At 67.5% G+C, this 17,604-nt stretch carries 19 protein-coding genes; 17 read left to right on the top strand and 2 right to left on the bottom strand.

Translation table 11 applies throughout. The features are described from left to right. Positions 1 to 3: 3 nt before the first annotated feature. The 3 genes from FPY90_RS07375 (at position 4) to FPY90_RS07365 (ending at position 2,945) form a co-directional block, all read left to right on the top strand. Entirely contained in the window at positions 4 to 1,203 is a 1,200-nt protein-coding gene (locus FPY90_RS07375) for a flagellar hook-length control protein FliK (RefSeq protein ID WP_498684779.1), read from the top strand. A 15-nt stretch (positions 1,204 to 1,218) separates the two neighbouring features. Continuing rightward, positions 1,219 to 1,698, top strand: a complete 480-nt coding sequence (locus tag FPY90_RS07370; RefSeq protein WP_498684778.1) for a flagellar hook assembly protein FlgD — start codon at positions 1,219 to 1,221, stop codon at positions 1,696 to 1,698. Positions 1,699 to 1,760: 62 nt separating this feature from the next. After that, positions 1,761 to 2,945: a flagellar hook protein FlgE gene (locus FPY90_RS07365; protein ID WP_498684777.1), complete on the top strand. Its 1,185-nt coding sequence runs from the start codon at positions 1,761 to 1,763 to the stop codon at positions 2,943 to 2,945. Positions 2,946 to 3,102: 157 nt separating this feature from the next. On the opposite strand, the gene FPY90_RS07360 is transcribed toward FPY90_RS07365, so the two are convergent. Both FPY90_RS07360 and FPY90_RS07355 read right to left on the bottom strand, forming a co-directional pair. Then, positions 3,103 to 4,101 carry an Lrp/AsnC family transcriptional regulator gene (locus FPY90_RS07360; RefSeq protein WP_498684776.1) on the bottom strand — a complete coding sequence of 333 codons (999 nt, stop codon included), beginning with the start codon at positions 4,099 to 4,101 and terminating at the stop codon, positions 3,103 to 3,105. 160 nt (positions 4,102 to 4,261) lie between these two features. Continuing rightward, positions 4,262 to 4,501 (bottom strand): hypothetical protein, encoded by a 240-nt coding sequence (locus FPY90_RS07355; protein ID WP_498684774.1) that lies wholly within the window; start codon positions 4,499 to 4,501, stop codon positions 4,262 to 4,264. A 45-nt stretch (positions 4,502 to 4,546) separates the two neighbouring features. On the opposite strand from FPY90_RS07355, the gene FPY90_RS07350 reads away from it, so the two are divergent. The 14 genes from FPY90_RS07350 to FPY90_RS07285 all read left to right on the top strand — a co-directional run bounded on the left by FPY90_RS07350 (position 4,547) and on the right by FPY90_RS07285 (position 17,566). Next, complete coding sequence (locus FPY90_RS07350; protein ID WP_498684772.1) at positions 4,547 to 5,545, top strand: M20 metallopeptidase family protein; 999 nt, start codon at positions 4,547 to 4,549, stop codon at positions 5,543 to 5,545. Next, entirely contained in the window at positions 5,542 to 6,858 is a 1,317-nt protein-coding gene (locus FPY90_RS07345) for an MFS transporter (RefSeq protein WP_498684771.1), read from the top strand. Before FPY90_RS07350 ends, FPY90_RS07345 begins: the two co-directional genes overlap by 4 nt. 358 nt (positions 6,859 to 7,216) lie before the next feature. Beyond that, a complete protein-coding gene (locus tag FPY90_RS07340; protein WP_071212993.1) occupies positions 7,217 to 7,444 on the top strand; it encodes a flagellar FlbD family protein in 228 nt (75 codons plus the stop codon). A gap of 10 nt (positions 7,445 to 7,454) precedes the next feature. Continuing rightward, entirely contained in the window at positions 7,455 to 8,276 is an 822-nt protein-coding gene (locus tag FPY90_RS07335) for a motility protein A (protein ID WP_498684770.1), read from the top strand. Next, entirely contained in the window at positions 8,273 to 9,094 is an 822-nt protein-coding gene (locus tag FPY90_RS07330; protein WP_498684769.1) for an OmpA/MotB family protein, read from the top strand. Before FPY90_RS07335 ends, FPY90_RS07330 begins: the two co-directional genes overlap by 4 nt. 94 nt (positions 9,095 to 9,188) lie before the next feature. After that, positions 9,189 to 10,112, top strand: coding sequence for a flagellar motor switch protein FliM (locus tag FPY90_RS07325; RefSeq protein WP_498684767.1), 924 nt, complete (start codon positions 9,189 to 9,191; stop codon positions 10,110 to 10,112). Next, entirely contained in the window at positions 10,109 to 10,855 is a 747-nt protein-coding gene (fliN, locus tag FPY90_RS07320) for a flagellar motor switch protein FliN (protein ID WP_498684765.1), read from the top strand. Before FPY90_RS07325 ends, fliN begins: the two co-directional genes overlap by 4 nt. Positions 10,856 to 10,857: 2 nt before the next feature. Beyond that, entirely contained in the window at positions 10,858 to 11,391 is a 534-nt protein-coding gene (locus tag FPY90_RS07315; protein ID WP_498684764.1) for a FliO/MopB family protein, read from the top strand. Then, entirely contained in the window at positions 11,388 to 12,209 is an 822-nt protein-coding gene (fliP, locus tag FPY90_RS07310; protein ID WP_498684762.1) for a flagellar type III secretion system pore protein FliP, read from the top strand. Before FPY90_RS07315 ends, fliP begins: the two co-directional genes overlap by 4 nt. Before the next feature lie 2 nt (positions 12,210 to 12,211). Then, on the top strand, positions 12,212 to 12,487 hold the full coding sequence (gene fliQ / locus FPY90_RS07305) for a flagellar biosynthesis protein FliQ (protein ID WP_071212999.1): 276 nt from the start codon (positions 12,212 to 12,214) through the stop codon (positions 12,485 to 12,487). A 38-nt stretch (positions 12,488 to 12,525) separates the two neighbouring features. Further along, positions 12,526 to 13,254, top strand: a complete 729-nt coding sequence (locus tag FPY90_RS07300; protein ID WP_071213243.1) for a flagellar biosynthetic protein FliR — start codon at positions 12,526 to 12,528, stop codon at positions 13,252 to 13,254. Next, positions 13,251 to 14,348 (top strand): EscU/YscU/HrcU family type III secretion system export apparatus switch protein, encoded by a 1,098-nt coding sequence (locus FPY90_RS07295; RefSeq protein ID WP_498684760.1) that lies wholly within the window; start codon positions 13,251 to 13,253, stop codon positions 14,346 to 14,348. Before FPY90_RS07300 ends, FPY90_RS07295 begins: the two co-directional genes overlap by 4 nt. A gap of 88 nt (positions 14,349 to 14,436) precedes the next feature. After that, positions 14,437 to 16,491, top strand: coding sequence for a flagellar biosynthesis protein FlhA (locus FPY90_RS07290; protein WP_498684758.1), 2,055 nt, complete (start codon positions 14,437 to 14,439; stop codon positions 16,489 to 16,491). Beyond that, positions 16,475 to 17,566 carry a hypothetical protein gene (locus FPY90_RS07285; protein WP_498684757.1) on the top strand — a complete coding sequence of 364 codons (1,092 nt, stop codon included), beginning with the start codon at positions 16,475 to 16,477 and terminating at the stop codon, positions 17,564 to 17,566. The genes FPY90_RS07290 and FPY90_RS07285 overlap by 17 nt, the downstream gene beginning before the upstream one ends. Positions 17,567 to 17,604 lie beyond the last annotated feature (38 nt).

The following is a 17,604-nucleotide window of genomic DNA, read 5'->3' as shown; positions in this document are numbered from 1 at the left end:
GCGATGAACGAGCCCGCTTCACCGGTCCAGTCCGAAATCTCAGCTGCACAGGCTCCGGACCTCCGCGTCGGTAGCGATCCGCTGGCAACCGGTTCCGCGGCCCGGGCATCCTTCCCGGTCGCCGTTGCCCCGCTGCTCATCTTGCCGCTGCCAGGGCCACCATCGCCCGAGACCTCTGCGCCGCCGCAGGTTCCGCCGCTGCCGGTGGCCGAAGCCCCGTTGCTCACCTTGCCACGGCCCGGAGGGCCAATGCCCGAGACTCCTGCAGCGCCACAGGATCCAGCGCTGCGGGTGGCCAACGCCCCATTGCTGGTTATCAAGATGCCGGAGTCGGCCGACTCCGCATCGGGTGTCCCCGAGCTGGTGGACGCCGCCGGTTCGGCGTCCCTGGACTCGAGTCATACTGCGCCAACCACCACGCTGCCCGCCACAGTGCCCGGGGCGGCATCGGTGCAGGGTGAGACACCGGCCGCGATCCAAACAGGAGTCCCCGAGACCGAGACCGACACGGCTGAAGGATCCGTGGCCGGAGGCGGCTCGCCACCTGCCACCGCCGGAGTTTCCCTGGCCGAGCCAAAGCCTTCCGCCGTGCCTCTAACCCCGGTGTCGGCATCTGCCATCGCTGCCCACTCCGTTGCCCAAGCCACTGAACCCGCTCCGGCAGCCGTGGGCCGCCCGTCCGCCGATGTGGGTGTCGGGGCCGTCGATTCGATCGAGGTGCCATCGACCACGGCCGCATCGGCCAGGACCCAACCCCCGCTGCCGCTGCACCGGCAATTGCTCGGGCCCATCGCCACGCTGGCCGCCGGACCCCATGGGGAACGCACGCTGAGCGTGAACATCGCCCCGGAGGCGCTGGGGCCCATCACGGTCAAGGCCCATCTGGGATCCGATGGCATCCGCATGGACATTTCCGCCCCCACGGAAGCCGGACGTGAGGCGCTGCGGGCCATGCTGCCGGAACTGCGCCGTGAACTGGCGGCCAGCGGAGGGGGAAACATCACCCTGAACACCACTGCGGACGGCTCGTCCTCCGGGGGAAGCCCCAGGGGTGAAACCTTCGGCGGCGGGGGCGAGCAACGAGCAGCCTCCGGCACCCGGTCCACGGTGTTGCCCGGCGGCACCGGACAACCACCCGAATTCCAAGCCCAGCCAGAACTCCCGACGCACCGTGCCACATCCCATCTCGACGTGATGGCCTAGGAAGGAAATACGCCCATGACCGTGCCACCCATCGAGGCCACGCAATTCGGGGCCGGAGCAGCACCTGCCCGGGCCCCCAAGCAGACCATGGACGGGGAGATGTTCTTGCACCTTTTGGTCACCCAGCTGGCCAACCAGGACCCCAGCTCGCCCATGGACACCAACGAGATGATCTCCCAAACCACGCAGCTGGCGTCCATGGAGCGGCTGAACCAACTCAGCGCCACCCAGGACGTGTCCCTGGCCATCCAGCAGCGCCTGGCCGTCTCGGCGCTGATCGGACAGCAAATCACCACCGGCGGCGATGACCCGGTCATGGGTGTCGTCACGGCGGTCTCCTTCTCCGGCATCGACCCGGTGGTCACCGTGGGGGACAAACAAATCCCCTACGGGCAGATCGTCACCGTGGGGATTCCGGAAGATTCACCGGCGGTGGAGGAACCCACCGAGGACGCTGAGCCCAAGACCACCGAACCCGATCCCGCCGCCGCGTAACTGCAATCCCTCAATTTTTCTTGATCCACCCGCCTTTCCTTCAACGCAGAAAGTGACCCCCCATGCTTCGTTCACTGTATTCAGGAATTTCCGGTCTTCGTGCGCACCAGACCATGCTCGACACCACCGGCAACAACATCGCCAACGTCAACACCGCGGGCTTCAAGTCTTCTTCCGTCCAGTTCCAGGACACCCTCTCGCAGATGACGCAGGGCGCCACCACCCCCGGTGCCGACACCGGCGGACGCAACCCCGCCCAGGTGGGCCTGGGCGTGCAGGTGGCCGGCATCGCGACCAACTTCGGACAGGGCTCGTCCCAGAGCACCGGGCGTGCCTCGGACATGATGATCTCCGGGGACGGGTTCTTCATCACTCGCTCGGGCAACGCGACCACCCTGACCCGCGCCGGGGCTTTCGAATTCGACGCCAACGGACGGCTCACCAGCCCCGACGGCGGCATCGTGCAGGGCCGCATGGCAGTCAACGGCGCCCTGCCTACCGGTGGCGCACTGGGCGACATCGTCCTGCCCCGCGACCTGGTCTCGCCGGGCACCGCCACCACCGAGGCTGCGCTCACCGGCAACCTGCCCAAGGAAACCGTCATCGGGGATTCCATCACCCAGGACAAGGAGATCTTCGCAGCGGACGGCACCAGCCGGACAATGTCCCTGACCTTCACCCGCACCTCCGCGACGCAGTGGAGCGTTGTCGCCAATGACGGTGCAACGCCAGCCGTCACCGACAACAGCACGCTCACGCTGAACGCCAACGGCACGCTGGCAGGCGACAAAACCCTGAATCTTGGAAGCCTCGAGGTGGACCTGTCCAAGGTCACCGGCTACGCGGGCCTGAAGACCGTTTCAATCTCCGAGGCGAACGGCAACGCTGCTGGCACCCTGGAGTCCTACACCCTGGGCTCGGACGGCACTCTGACCGGAACCTTCTCTAACGGCAAGCAGCAGGCCATTGCCCAGATTGTGCTCGGGACCGTGGCCAACCCCTCGGGCCTGCAGAAGACCGGAGGCTCGGGCTACACGACCACCGCAAACTCCGGGAACATCGAATTCGGTGCTCCGGGGGACCCTGGCATGGGCTCGATCGCCGGCGGAATGCTGGAAATGTCCAACGTCGATTTGTCCCAGGAATTCACCAACCTGATCGTCGCCCAGCGAGGCTTCCAGGCCAACGCCCGGATCATCACCACCAGTGACGAGGTCCTGCAGGAACTGGCCAACCTCAAGCGCTAGCCAGGGACGTCAATCATCGAAGGGCTGCCCCCTTGGAAAACGGGGCAGCCCTTCCTGCATTAATGGAAGCCTTGGTTCAATGTCTTTTTTGGACCTGGGTTCTCTCCCGGGCCATGGCCGCGCCGGGCACTGCAGCATGCGCAGGCCTGCCCGGCGATCAGTCGAGAAACCTCGGGAGCACGGGCTCGCCGATTCGACGGCCCCGGTCATCAAGCCGCCAGCCCATGCGCTTGATGAACCTGACCGTCACCGAACTCTCGGAAATGGTCAAGTGCTCAATTCTTTCGACGACTTCCCGCTCGATTTCAAAGATGTCCTCGGGCGACTTGACCCAGAGGACGAAGGTGAAGTTGGTCTGGCCCGTTGTCGAGGCGCAGTAGCGCAGATTCGGCAAGGTTCGAAGCACTGCTGCTGCAGCATCGTGTTGATTGGGCGGGAGTCGGCAGAACCACTGGCAGCTGATCGGCTGGCCGACAAGCTCGGGAGCCACATCGCAGCGCAGCGATATCTGGGGGTCTGCGAGGAAGCGATTCAGCCGCCGGGAAACCGTGCTTGCGTGCGTGTTGAGTTCGGCGGCGATGTCGGTGACACCTGCACGCCCGTCGCGAAACAGCAGGGGAATCAAGGCCCCATCCTCATTGCGCATCCCCTTGCCGTCTTCAACGGCGACCCGGCTTTGCAGTTGGAGCGCCGCCCGTGCCGCACCGTCCAGGACATTGAGCCGCCACTCGTGGCCCCCAAAATGCCGGCGCGTGCAGAGGATCGTTTCGTGCTGGGTCAGGCCTTCGAGGTTCGCGATCCGCGGTTGCAGCGAGCGCAGGAACACTTCCATGTCAGGAACCAGCACCGTCAGGATGAGGTCCCAGCGCCGGGCCGGTACCTCGATCGAAATGACCTCGGGAATCAGGATGGCTTGGTCGATTAGCGCTTGCTGCTGGCCCGGTTCGCCGAGCAGCGCGATGAACGCGGTGACGCCGGAGCCGCCCTCCCCGAAGGGTACTGCGGTGCACCATGCCAGTCCGGCATCCGTGAGTTCCTGCCAGCGGTTCGCGAGCATTGCCGGGGAACGGTGGAGCGCGGCGCCCAGGGAACGCCACGAAGCGCGCGGCGCGATTTGCAGGGCATGGAGCAATTCGAGGTCCTCTGCACGGGTCATGCCGGCCTCCTGTTGCTGGGAAACGTTGTGGGAGCGCTCACCTGCCGTGCATCGATGCGCACAGACTTGATGGCTTGATGCAAGAATATCCCAATATTATTCCTCAGATGATCAATATCGATGGATGTTCCGCGTGTAATCTGCACGACTTTCGGCGCGCCTATACTGATCTGAGCAGAAATTGAAAAGCGTGAGGATAGCCGATTTGGAATACCTGAAACAAGCTTCTCGGATCGAGGCAGACCTTGTGTCGCTCAGGCACGAGCTGCATCGCCACCCCGAGGTCGGGCTCCACCTGCCCCGGACGCAACAGCGGATTCTCGACAGATTGGCCGAATTGCCCGTCGAAGTCACCGTGGGTGTCAAATGCAGCTCCGTGGTCGCGGTGCTCAGGGGACAAGTCCCAACTCTGTGACCCGCCCCCGCAGTACTGCTGCGCGGAGACATGGATGCGCTCCCCGTCCAGGAGGAGACAGGACTCGCGTTTGCCTCCGAGCAGCCCGGAGCGATGCATGCCTGCGGGCACGACGCCCACATGGCGATGGTGCTCGGAGCGGCCGAACTGCTCAGCGCCAATCGCGAGAACCTGGCCGGCGACGTGGTGTTCATGTTCCAGCCGGGCGAAGAAGGCCATGACGGGGCCCGCCTGATGATCGAGGAAGGTGTGCTGGATGCCTCCGGCACCCGCGTCTCGGCCGCCTTTGCGCTTCACGTCTTCTCGGCGCGCATACCGCAGGGCGCCTTCATGGTTCGCAAGGGTGCGATCATGAGCGCCTCCGACACCGTGCTCATCACGGTGAAGGGCCGCGGCGGACATGGCTCGGCCCCGCACCGGGCTGTCGACCCGGTGACTGCCGCTGCAACGATGGTGCTCGCACTCCAGACCATGGTCACCCGCCGGTTTGATTCATTCGATCCCGTGGTTGTGTCGATCGGCATGATCAAGGGCGGCGAAGTCGAGAACGTCATCCCCGACACCGTCGAGATCAAGGCGACGGTTCGAACCTTCAGCACACAGAACCGCACGCACATGAGCACCTCGATCCCCGAGGTGCTCGGTGGCATCGCGGATGCGCACGGCGTCGAGGTCGACGTCGACTACCAAATGCTCTACCCGGTCACCCACAACGATCCGGCAGAGTCCGACATCGTCTCGGGCACCGTGCGGGAGCTCTTCGGCGAGAACCGCCTCATCGACCCGGAATATCCGCTCAGTGCATCCGAGGATTTCTCGAAGGTGCTTGAACAGGTGCCCGGGGTCTTCATCCCGCTCGGGGCAGCCCGTCCGGGCGTCGACGTCGATGACCTGCCCGACAACCATTCACCCCAGGCAGTCTTCGCCGACGACGTCTTGAAAGACGGTGCCGCGCTCATGGCGACACTGGCCCACCGCCGGCTGGCAGATCTGGCAGTCGACCGCACGAAACAGGAAGCAACCAGATGAGCTCCATAGATTCCCGCACAGCGAACGAGCGCGAAGCGGAACAAAGCCGCCGGACGACGAGGAAGAACCTTGTCGGCATCGGCATGGGAAACCTCCTTGAGTGGTACGACTGGAATGTCTACGCCTCCTTTGCCGTCTACATCGCCGCCCACGCATTCGACAACGACGACCCGACGTCCGCGCTGCTCTCTGCGCTGGCTGTTTTCGCCGTCGGATTCATTGCCCGCCCGTTTGGCGGCTTCCTCTTCGGATGGATCGGAGACCGCAAGGGCCGCAAGTTCTCGCTGACTCTCGCGATCATGCTTGCCTCGTTCGGCAGCCTTGCGATTGCCCTGATGCCCGACTACCAGACCATGGGCGCATGGTCCTCGCTCATGCTGCTGCTGGCACGCCTGGTGCAGGGCCTGGCCCATGGCGGCGAGCTTCCCGCCTCTCAGGTCTTCCTCTCCGAGGTCGCCCCCCGCAAGCATCGCGGACTGTGGTCGAGCTGGATCTACGTCTCGGGCACGACCGGCATACTTTTCGGCCTGCTGCTCGCCGCAATCCTCAATTTGGCACTCACCACCGAGCAACTTAACTCCTTCGGCTGGCGCATTCCGTTCGCGCTGGGGGCGGTCGCCGGTCTCTACACTCTCTACCTGCGCCGCAACATGAAAGAATCCGAGGTGTTCGAGCAGGTTGCCAAGAGCAACGCGAATCGCAAGCGGAATATCGTTGCACAGATCTGGGAACACCGCCTGGCGGCGTTGCAGGTCATCGGACTGACCATCGGGCTCACCGTTGCCTACTACGCCTGGGCCATCAACGCCCCGACCTTCGCGAACACCCAACTCGGCATGGATCGCGGACTTACCCTCTGGGCAGGCGTGATCGGCAACATCGTCCTGATTGGCGCGCTCCCGCTCTGGGGGATCCTTTCCGACCGCATCGGACGCAAGCCGGTCATGCTCATCAGCGCGGGTGGCGCACTCGTGCTCTACTACCCGATGACCTTGTGGCTGCGCGATGACTTCATGGTGCTCCTGTTGAGCGTCTCGATCATGTCCGCACTCCTGGCCGGTGCGCTGGCCATCATGCCTGCCCTGTTCTCCGAGCTGTTCCCGCCGGAGGTGCGGACCTCGGGCATCGGCTTCCCGTACGCCTTCGCGGTTGCCGCGTTCGGCGGCACCGCTCCCTACATTCAGACTTGGGCGGCTTCGTCGTCGTTCAACTTCTTCCCGATCTACGCGATGGCACTTTTGGTGATTTCCGCCGTGACGGTGTTCACCGTGCCCGAGACCAAGGGCAAGGACCTCAACGTCCTGGACCAGTAGCAGCGACAGTTGAAATGAACCGTGGCCGCAAGGTCGCACGCAGCAATGCGTCGCGAAGTTGCGGCCACGGTCGTTCCGGATGTGCCCGGGATCGCCATCGGGCACGCCCGGAACCGGGTGCCCGGAGGCTCCCGGATCGACGGTGCCATGGCTGGGGCAGCATCATCCATTCGTCAACGCCGAAATGCCGGCACTCGACGATTGGCCGCTGCCGACTACCGCGGCGCCGGTTGAATGGTCACCGCGAACCCGGGGGCGATCGAGCAATGGTCTCCCGGGATCGTGGCAGGGCGGCGCCGTTGGCTAACGGTTCCGCCCTTCCTGCCGAGAGTGCACCTGTGAAAGGACGGGCGCATTCATGATCGTAGTCACCAGGCTCAATGCCACACGTTTTGCGATCAATGCCGACCTCATCGAGCGGATCCAGGAAAACCCCGACACAGTCGTGGTCATGGTCAACGGTGCCAAGTACGTGGTGCGCGAAACCATGGAGGAAGTCATCTCCCTGGTGGCGGGGCACCGCGCCCGCGTGGTCTCGCTGGCCCGCCAGGCCCTGCCGTCCGATCCGCCCCTGACGCTTCGATAGAGGACGACCTTTGGATCCCGCAACACTCATAGGCCTGCTGCTGGCCTTCGGCGCGATGTTCACCATGCTGTTCATGGAGGGCGCCTCGGTCTCCTCGATCCTGCTGCCGGCCCCCATGATCATCGTGTTCGGCGGAACCATCGCCGTGGGCATCGCCAGCGGGACCATCGGGGACACGATCACCGCGATCAAGGCGCTGCCTTCGGCCTTCCGTGGCAAGCTGTCCCCGGTGCGCGAAACCATTGGCAAGCTGGTCGAGCTCGCCGAGGTGGCACGCAAGGACGGGCTGCTGGCCCTGGAGGCCGAGGCCCGCGACGCCAAGGATCCCTTCCTGGGGCGTGCCCTGCAGTCCCTGGCCGACGGCATGGATGGTGACGATCTGCGCGAGACCCTCGAGGACGAGATCACCACGCGCGAGGGCACCAACGCCATCGCGCACAAGTGGTTCTCCACTCTGGGCGGCTACGCACCCACCGTGGGCATCATCGGCACCGTGATTTCACTGACCCACGTGCTCGAAAATCTCTCCAAGCCCGACGAGCTGGGCCACATGATCGCCGCGGCCTTCGTGGCAACCCTCTGGGGCCTGGTGTCGGCCAACTTCATCTGGCTGCCCATCGGCTCACGCCTGCGCCGGCTCTCCGAGCTGGAAATCGATTCGATGACCCTGGTCCTCGAAGGCGTGATGGCCATCCAAGGCGGCAGCCAACCGATCCTGCTGGAAGAAAAGCTCAAGGCCATGGTCCCGCCCCACCTGCTGGGCAAGGAAGCAGCACAGGCGACGGGCGCCGACACCAAGGCCCTGCTCGACGACTTCAAGGAAGCCGCGTGAGCAGCTCCGGTCGCGGGGGCCGGCGGGGCCGCAAGCCGGCCCAGTCCGGTCACGACGGTCCGGACGAGCGCTGGATGGCCTCCTACATGGACATGGTCACGGTGCTGATGTGCCTGTTCATCGTGCTCTTCGCCATGTCAACCGTCGACCAAGACAAATTCGAGGCGCTGAAGAACTCCCTGGCCACCGGCTTCGGCTCCGAACAAAGCATCACCGCCGACACCGCCGACGGCATCGTGGTACCCCCGGAACTGGTCGGCACCGAGGGGTTGCTTGCCAACAGCAAGATCGACGGGCAGACCAAGGATGCGCTGCTCGAGCTGGCCAAGAGCGAGGAAGCCGACCTGCTGGAAATCAAGAGCCGCATCCAAAAGCGGCTGAAGGACTCGGGGCACGACGGGGCCGCGGTCTTCTCCATCGACAACCGCGGGCTGACGGTGCGGCTTGTCAGTGCCGAGACCTTCTTCGTGCCCAACAGCGCCAAGCTCACCGAGGATGCCCGGGAAATTATTGATGCCATAGCCCCGGTGCTGGCCCCCACCAAGCGGTACTTCGAGGTGGAGGGCTTCGCGGACGAGCGACGCCCGGTCCAGCCGTACCCCACCAACTGGGAACTCTCCGCGTCCCGCGCCACCGGCGTGCTGCGGGCCCTGGTCGAGGACGGGGGAGTGAAGGCCGCACGGATCTCCTCGGTCGGCTACGGGGACGCCCGTCCGGTCCCCGGAGCCAAGGACCTGTCGCTGAACCGCAGGGTCGACATTGTGGTGCTGTCCAACCAGCCAGAATCCGTGCGCAACCTGTTGCAACAAACGCCCTAGTGGGTGCGGCAACGGGCGATCCTGCCCGGGACCGGCCGAAAATGGTTGACCGCACCGGCTAACGCTTACCCTGATCCTGCCGATAGTGGTGCCAGTGACGCTCTTGCCTGCGGGACACCCCGGTGCGGGTGGACCGACCCCGAACCCCGAGGACCCGGCCATTGTCGTGCCCTACGACTTCCGCCGGCCCACAACCCTGGCCCGCGAGCACGCGCGCGTGCTCGAGCTGGCCTTTGAGACCTTTGCCCGGCAGTGGGGCACCCAGCTGACCGCAAAGATCCGCGTGATGTCCCAGGTGTCCCTGGAATCGGTGTCCATGGCTTCCTACGACGACTACGTCGCCGGACTGCCGCCGGCCACCACGATGGTGCTGGCCGAGGTCGCCGGGCACGAGGCCCGCACCGTGATCCAGTTCCCGGCCGCCGACGCGCTGAACTGGATCTCCCACATGCTCGGCAGCCCCGTCGCCACCGACGTGCCCGAGCGCAAGTTCACCCGCATCGAGGCCACCTTGGTGCGCGGGCTGATGGACGAGGCACTCGAGGACCTGCACTATTCCCTCGGTGCCCTGCTGAAGCACCAGCTGACCGTGGCCACCATCGGGCACAACTCCCAGTTTGCGCAGGCCGCCACGAAATCCGAGATCGTCATCACCGCCTCCCTGCGCGTGCGCGTGGGCGAACGCAGCGCCCTGGCCACCGTCGCGCTGCCCGCGGAGATGTTGTTGCCGCAGCTGGGGGAAACCAACCCGCGCTCGGCGGTCGAGGACGCCCCGGGACTGCTGGCCGAGGCCGTCGCCGGGGTGCCGGTGGACCTGTCCATGTCGCTGGTCCCGGCCAAGGTGCTGCCGGGCGCCATCTTGAACCTGGCGGTGGGAGATGTGTTGCCGCTGCCGCACCCGGTCCACCGGCCCTTCGAGCTGTCCGTGGGCGGGCGTCGCCTGGGCACGGCCGCGGCCGGAACCCGCAGCGGCCGGATCGCCGCCGTCGTCGTTTCAACCGAGGAGACTCCCGCATGATTCCCGAACCATCCGCCACCCCGGTCCTGCATTCGACCGCGCTGTACACCGCTGCGGCCGAGGCCCTGGCCGGAATGCTGCCCACCGGTTCCCCGGTGGACGCCGTGCTGCAGCACGGGGCCCGCGACGCCGGGCTGCTTGACGGGCCCGGCGAACTGGTGTCCGCCGGCTTCGTGGGCCAGCACTCGGCCGACGTGCTGCTGCAGGTCGCCGCACCACTGCTGGGCGGAGCCCCCGGAGGGCCCGGTTCGCTGGTCGCGGCCTCCGACGTGCTGCGTCCCGCACTCGAAGCGGCCACCGGGGTGCTGGGTGCCGGGGTGCTGTCCACCGAGGCCGCGGTGCGCCCGGACGCGCTGCTGGGGGATTCCGAGACCGTGTGCTTCGAACTGCGCAGCGCCGGGGAAAAGATCGGGTTCTTCGCCATCCGCATCCGCGAAAATGACCCGGCTCCCGCCCCGCAGGCCCCGGGTACCGGGGTGCGCGAGGACATGTCCAGCAAGCTGGGCCGGATCAACAACGTGGAAATGGCCCTGACCGTGGAGATCGGGCGCACCCGCATGTCGGTGCGCGACGTGCTGGGCCTGGAGCCCGGCGCCGTGGTGGAGCTTGACCGCTCCGCCGGGGCTCCGGCGGACATCCTGCTCAACGGCCGGCTCATCGCCCTGGGCGAGGTCGTGGTCATGGACCAGGACTACGGGGTGCGCATCACCCAGATCCTCGACGTGAACGAGGGCTTGTCCTAGGCGTGGAATCTTTTTTCTTGGTGCTGCGAGTGATCGTCTCGCTGGCGGCGGTCTTCGGCCTGTTGTTCTACCTGCGCAAGCGTCTCGGAGCGCGCTTCGGCGCACCGGCCGCGGCACAGCTGAACCTCGTCGAGCGCCGGAACCTGGGCCCGAGGTCCTCCGTGGTGCTGCTCGATGTCCAGGGACGGCGCTACCTGCTGGGCGTGGCCGAATCCTCCATCAGCGTGCTTGATTCCTTCGAGGCACCCGAGCCGGTGTCGGCCCCGGCCCCGGAGATCGCGGACGGGTCCACCACCGTGGCCGAACGCTCGCGTGCCTTCGCCCAAAGCCTTCTCAACGTGCGCCCCGGCTCTGTGTCCCCGGACGGACCGGATGCCGCTGCCCCCCACCCAGATGCCCCGCACACCGGGACGACGCAGCCCGCCGGTGCCGTGTCGGTGCAGGACGCCGCTACGGGTCCGCTGGCCGGTTCGATCCTGTCCCCGGACACCTGGCGCCGGGCCGCCGCGGCCCTGCGCTCCGGTCCCAACGCATGACCACCACCCGGCGTTCCCTGGCCCTGCGCGCCCGGCTGCCCTGGCTGCTCGCGCTGCTGCTGGTGCTACTGGCTTCGTTCGCGGTCCTGGGACCTTCCGCTGCGCTCGCCGCGCCCATCGAGCCCGGAACACCGGGGGACAACGGCGGGTTGTCAGTGGAAATCAACGGCCCCAACGGTACCCCGAGCTCGGCCATTGTCACACTCATCGCCATCACGCTGCTCTCGGTGGCCCCGGCACTGTTGTTGATGATGAGCTCCTTCACCAAGATCTTCGTGGTGCTGGCCTTCACCCGCAACGCCCTGGCGCTGCCGACCATCCCGCCCAACCAGGTGCTGGCCGGCCTGGCGCTCTTCCTCTCGCTGTTCATCATGGCCCCGGTGCTCACTGCCATGAACGAGACCGGCGTGCAGCCCTACCTGGACGGTTCCATCGACCTGACCCAGGCGCTCGAGGTCGGCGTCGTGCCGCTGCGCGAATTCATGCTGGCGCACACCCGCGAGGCGGATATCGCCCTGATGACCCGGGCCGCGGACCTGGCCAACCCCGCGACCCCGGCCGACGTCCCGCTGACCACGCTGATCCCCGCGTTCATGATCTCCGAGCTGCGTGCCGCCTTCATCATCGGTTTTGTGATCTTCGTGCCCTTCCTGGTCATCGACCTGGTGGTCGCCTCGGCACTGATGTCCATGGGCATGATGATGCTCCCGCCGGTGATGATCTCCCTGCCCTTCAAGATCCTGCTCTTCGTCCTGGTGGACGGCTGGGCGCTGATCCTCACCGCACTCATCGGCTCCTACAACGTCGGCGGGGGCTGAACATGGACTCCAACGCCGTCCTGGACATCGGCCTCTCCGGCCTGCTGGTCGCCGCGAAGCTCGCCGCTCCGGTACTGATCACCTCCCTGGTGGTGGGCTTCGCCATCTCGCTGTTCCAGTCCATGACCCAGATCCAGGAAATCACCCTCTCCTTCGTGCCCAAGGCCGCCGCGGTCGCGATCGCGCTGCTGGTCTGCGGGCACTGGATGATTGCCGAAATGGTGCTGTTCACCCACGAGCTCTTCGAGAAGATCCCGGCGCTGCTGGGAGGCACGTAACGGTGCTGGCGACCCTGCCGCTGGCCTCGCTGGAGGTGATGATGCTGGCCGCCGTCCGCGTCACCGCCTTTTTGGTCATTGCCCCGCCGTTCTCGCACAACGCCATCCCGCTCCGGATCAAGGGCATGCTCGGAATCGGCCTGGCCCTGGCCGTGACCCCGCGCATGTCCGCCGGCTACGAGTCCCTGGACACCGGCCCCTTCCTGGCCGCGATCCTCGCCGAACTGCTGGCCGGCGCCGCCATGGGCTTTTTGGTCATGGTGCTCTTCTCCGCCATCCAGGCCGCCGGCGGGCTGATCGACCTGTTCGGCGGCTTCGCCATGGCCCAGGGCTTCGACCCCCAATCCATGGTCAACGGCGCCCAGTTCACCCGCTTCTTCCACTTTGCCGCCCTGGCCCTGCTGGTCGCCTCCGACGGCTACCAGCTGGTGCTCGCCGGGGTGTTCCGCTCCTTCGACGCGATCCCGCTGGGCGGCGGCATCGGGCTGCCGGGGCTCTCCGAATCCCTGGTCTCGGCGGTGGGCAGCATGTTCCTGGCCGCGGTGCAGATCGCCGGACCGCTTCTGGTGGTCCTGGTGCTCGCGGACATCGGCCTGGGCTTGCTCACCCGCGCCGCCCCGGCACTGAACGCCTTTGCCATGGGCTTCCCGCTGAAGATCATGCTGACCCTGATGCTGGTCGGGACCGTGTTCGTGGTGCTGCCGGCGCTGGTCTCCTCGCTGGTGCGCAGCGCCCTGTCACTGCTGGGGGCGGTGATGGGCCAATGAGCCAGGATTCGGGGGAGCGCAGCGAGAAGGCCACCGCCCAGCGCATGAAGGAGAACCGCGAGAAGGGCAAGATGACCCGCTCGCAGGACCTGGCCGCCTGGCTGGGCATCGGCGCCGCGGCGTTGATGATCCCGGGACTGCTCGCACTGGCCGAGGCGGCAGGCCGCAGCCAGCTCCAGGCCGTGCGCCTGGTCATCGCCGATCCCGACCCGCAGGCCGCCGTCGGCGCCCTCGGCGCCGGGCTGGGGTCGCTGCCGGGCACCATGCTTCCCCTGTTCGCCGTGGTGCTCGTGGTCGTGATCGCCACCGCCGCGCTGCAGGGCGGGATCCGGTTCAAGAAGTTCAAGCTGGACCCCGCCAACCTGAACCTGCTCTCGGGCATGAAGCGGGTCTTCGGGTTCCAGGCGCTCTGGCAGGGGCTCAAGGCGCTGCTGAAGGTCGCCGTCATCGCCCTGGTGCTCTGGTTCGTGGTCTCCTCGCTGATGCCCCTGCTGCTGCAATCCGGTTCCCTGCCGCTGGCCTCGCTGCTGGCCGCCGGGTCCGACGGGGCCGCCTCGCTGATCCGCGCCTCGGTGATCGCCGGGCTGGTGCTGGCCGCCGCCGACGTGCTGGTGGTCATGCGCCGGAACCGCAAGCACACCCGGATGACCCGCAAGGAAGTCACCGACGAGAACAAGCGCACCGACGGGGACCCGCTGATCAAGTCCCAACGCCGCTCCCGGCAGATGGCCATGAGCCGCAACCGCATGATCGCGGCGATCGCCGACGCCGACGTGGTCGTGGTGAACCCGACCCACGTGGCCGTGGCCCTGAAATACGAGCCCGGCATCTCCGCCCCGAAGCTGGTGGCCAAGGGCGCCGGGAACATCGCCACGCGCATCCGCGAGGAGGCCGTGGCCAAGCGGGTGCCCATGGTCCGCGACATCCCGTTGGCCAGAAACCTGCACGAGGCCTGCAACCTCGGGGACGAGATCCCCGCCGGGACCTACAACGAGGTGGCCCGCGTGCTGGCCTTCGTGATGACGCTCAAGGCCCGCGGGCGGCCCGACGGCATCCACGCGGTGCCCGGCGCACCGCCGGGGGCCACCCCATGACCTCCCGGCCCCCGGGCCTTCCGCGGCCCGCCACCCAACCAGCCGACCAACCCCAGGCATCCAGCCCCGCCCCAAGGAGCAAGACCGCATGAAATTCGCCTCCCTCTCCAAGATCGCCGTGCCGCTGGGCGTGGTGGGCATCATCATGCTGCTGGTGGTCCCGGTCCCGGCCTCCCTGCTGGACGTGCTGATCGCCGTGTCCATCCTTTTGGCCCTGGTGATCCTGCTGACCACCATGTTCGTCAAGCGGCCGCTGGACTTCTCGGTCTTCCCCTCGCTGCTGCTGGTGGCCACGCTGCTGCGCCTGGGCCTGAACGTCGCCTCCACGCGCCTGGTGCTCGGGGACGCGTACGCCGGGGAGGTCATTGCCGCATTCGGGAACATCGCGGTGGGCGGCTCGCTGATCATCGGCTGCGTGATCTTCCTGATCCTGGTGGTCATCCAGTTCGTGGTCGTCACCAAGGGCGCCGAACGCGTCGCCGAGGTCGGGGCCCGCTTCACCCTCGATGCCATGCCGGGCAAGCAGATGGCCATCGACGCGGACTTGAACGCCGGGCTGATCACCGACAGCCAGGCGCGCGAGCGCCGCGCCGAGGTCGCCGCGGAGGCCGACTTCTACGGCGCCATGGACGGCGCCTCCAAGTTCGTCAAGGGCGACGCCATCGCCGGGCTGATCATCATCATCATCAACCTGGTCGGCGGCATCGCCATCGGCATGGTGCAGCGCGGCATGGGCATCGGCGAGGCACTGAACACCTATGCGCTGCTGACCATCGGCGACGGCCTGGCCACGCAGATCCCCGCTTTGCTGATGGCCGTGTCCACCGGCATGATCGTCACCCGTTCCAACGCGTCCTCCGACATGGGCTCGACCGCCTCCACCCAGCTGGCCCAGTCGCGCACCGCGCTGCTGATCGCAGGGTCCGCGGCCATCGGCCTGGCGCTGGTGCCCGGGATGCCGAAGCTGCCCTTCGTGCTCATCGGCACGCTGCTGATCTTCGCCGCCCAGCGCATCAAGGCCAACGCGGCCAAGGAAGAAACCCGGGCGGCGGTGGCACTGCGGAACGAGGCCGCGGTGGTCCCGGCCGAAACCACCGAGGACCTGATCGAGAAGATGCGGGTGCACGCCCTGGAGATCCAGCTGGCCCCGGACCTGGTGGACGTGGTCAACGGGGGAGGGGACGACCTGCTGGCCCGCGTGCGGGCGCTGCGCCGCCGCGTGGCCATGGAGCTGGGCATCGTGCTGCCCCCGGTGCGCACCCGCGACTCCGTCGACCTGCCCCCGGCCACCTACGCCATCCGCATCGCCGGGGTGGAGGCCGGGCGCGGCACCGCGCCGCGCGGCAAGATCCTGGCCCTGGGGGACCACCTGGAGTCGCTGCCCGGGGCCACTGTGGTGGAACCGGTCTTCGGGCTGGCGGGCAAGTGGGTCCCGGCCGAGCTGCGGCACAACGCCGAGATGGCTGGGGCCACCACCATCGACCGGGTCTCGGTGATCGTCACCCACCTGTCCTCGATCGTCAAGGACCAGGCCGCTCGGCTGCTCACCCGCGAGGACGTGCGGGTGCTCACCGACGCGGTGCGCGAGGCCAACCCCTCGGCCGTGGAGGAACTGGTGCCCTCGCTCATGAGCCTGGCCGAGGTCCAGCGCGTGCTCCAGGGCCTGCTGGCCGAATCGGTGCCGATCAACGACCTCGGACGCATCTACGAGGCCCTGGCCCTGCGGGCCAAGGCCGGCACCGACCCGGAGGGGCTCATCGAGGCCGCCCGCGCCGCCTTGGGACCGGCCATCGCCGCCGGCTACCTGGAAGGCACCTTGCTGCGGGTCGTCATGGTCGACCCGGTCCTGGAACAGGGCATGCTCGAGGGGCTGCGCCCTTCAGAGACCGGAAGCCAGATCATGCTCGACGCCCAACGGCTCGAGGCGGTGCTCTCCTCGGTGAAGCAGATCGCCGGCGAGCTGGAAACCCGGGGCCTGTCCGCGGTGCTGGTCTGCGCCCCGGCGCTGCGCCCGGCGGTGCGCCGGCTGATGGGCACCGCGCCCGGCTCCATCCCGGTGCTCTCCTACCAGGAGGCCACCGCCGGCGGGGCCGACATCGAGACCGTGGGGGTGGTGCGCGGTGCCGATGCGATTTCGGCTTGAGGGCCCCAGCCTCGAATCCATCCACGCCCAGGCGGTCGCCGAGTACGGGCACACCGCGCGCATCGTCTCGGCGGAGAAGGTCACCACCGGCGGCCTCGGCCGGTTCCTGGCCAAGGAACACTACGAGGCGATCATCGAGGTGCCCGACGAAAACGCCCCCGACGGGCGGGTCATCGGACCCGGGGACGAACCCCTCGATGCCCGGGACCTCGAGCTGGTTGCGGGTCGCGCCGCGGGCTCCCGCCCATCCGCGGATCCGGATCCGGGGGCCGGCGACACCAATCCGCAAGACACCGGCGGCGGGATCAACGGATTGCTGGAACGGGCCGATGCCGCCGAATTGCGCCTGGCACCGGCCTCGCCACGGCAGACGCGCCGCGGCGGGCGGCCGGCGGTTCCCGGTGCCCCGGATTTCGCCCGGTTGCTTGATGGGCAGGCCTTTGCCCTCGAACCGTCAACGGGTGCCCGGGCGGCGGCCCGCGGCCCGGCAGCAACCGAAACCGCCGGTGCCCCGGGCGCCGGTTTCCTGCCTGCGGGGCTGCTCCCGGCGGCTGTCGGCAGCGGATTCGGTCCGGGGCGGGACCGCGACATCGTTCCCTCGCCGCTGGCCGGTCCCGGGGACCTGGTGGTAGTCATCGGGCTGTGGGGGGACGCCGGGATGGCCGCGGAGGAGCTCCACGACGGCACCGCCCTGCGGCGCAATGCCGGGGAGCTGGCGCAGAAGTTCGATGTGGACTCCCTGGCCCGGCGGCCGGTGACCGACAGGCGCGGCATCCTGCGGGCGCGCGCCGCAGCGGTCGCCGAAGGCGTCCCGTTGCTCGTGGCGGTGGCGATCAACCCGCAACTGGCGCTGCTGCCGCAATTGGAGCTGCTCGAGGTGCTGGAGGCCGACCAGCTCTGGGCCGCCGTCGATGCCGGGCGCAAGGCCGAGGACACCGCGGCCTGGGTCAAGCACGTGGCCTCGGGCCACGGGCTCTACGCGGTGGTGTCCCTGCATGCCGACGAGACCCTGTCACCGGCATCGGTGTGGGAGCTGGGCTTCCCCGTGCTTGAGGCCCGGGGCCCAAACACGTAGGTCGCTCGGCAAGTGCGGGCGGGCACTGGGCTATGATT

Source organism: Arthrobacter sp. C2, assembly GCA_024207135.1.
Lineage (GTDB): Bacteria > Actinomycetota > Actinomycetes > Actinomycetales > Micrococcaceae > Paeniglutamicibacter.
Note: the sequence above shows the minus strand (reverse complement) of the source record. Positions and strands in the feature narration are given on the sequence as shown.

Bases quoted from the DNA above. Each gene is read 5' to 3' on its own strand.
- FPY90_RS07340 (WP_071212993.1), top strand. From the start codon at position 7,217: ATGATCGTAGTCACCAGGCTCAATGCCACACGTTTTGCGATCAATGCC.
- fliN (WP_498684765.1), top strand. From the start codon at position 10,109: ATGATTCCCGAACCATCCGCCACCCCGGTCCTGCATTCGACCGCGCTG.
- FPY90_RS07375 (WP_498684779.1), top strand. From the start codon at position 4: ATGAACGAGCCCGCTTCACCGGTCCAGTCCGAAATCTCAGCTGCACAG.
- FPY90_RS07345 (WP_498684771.1), top strand. From the start codon at position 5,542: ATGAGCTCCATAGATTCCCGCACAGCGAACGAGCGCGAAGCGGAACAA.
- fliQ (WP_071212999.1), top strand. From the start codon at position 12,212: ATGGACTCCAACGCCGTCCTGGACATCGGCCTCTCCGGCCTGCTGGTC.
- FPY90_RS07285 (WP_498684757.1), top strand. From the start codon at position 16,475: ATGCGATTTCGGCTTGAGGGCCCCAGCCTCGAATCCATCCACGCCCAG.
- FPY90_RS07350 (WP_498684772.1), top strand. From the start codon at position 4,547: ATGGATGCGCTCCCCGTCCAGGAGGAGACAGGACTCGCGTTTGCCTCC.
- FPY90_RS07360 (WP_498684776.1), bottom strand. From the start codon at position 4,101: ATGACCCGTGCAGAGGACCTCGAATTGCTCCATGCCCTGCAAATCGCG.
- FPY90_RS07295 (WP_498684760.1), top strand. From the start codon at position 13,251: ATGAGCCAGGATTCGGGGGAGCGCAGCGAGAAGGCCACCGCCCAGCGC.
- fliP (WP_498684762.1), top strand. From the start codon at position 11,388: ATGACCACCACCCGGCGTTCCCTGGCCCTGCGCGCCCGGCTGCCCTGG.
- FPY90_RS07365 (WP_498684777.1), top strand. From the start codon at position 1,761: ATGCTTCGTTCACTGTATTCAGGAATTTCCGGTCTTCGTGCGCACCAG.
- FPY90_RS07300 (WP_071213243.1), top strand. From the start codon at position 12,526: ATGATGCTGGCCGCCGTCCGCGTCACCGCCTTTTTGGTCATTGCCCCG.
- FPY90_RS07370 (WP_498684778.1), top strand. From the start codon at position 1,219: ATGACCGTGCCACCCATCGAGGCCACGCAATTCGGGGCCGGAGCAGCA.
- FPY90_RS07290 (WP_498684758.1), top strand. From the start codon at position 14,437: ATGAAATTCGCCTCCCTCTCCAAGATCGCCGTGCCGCTGGGCGTGGTG.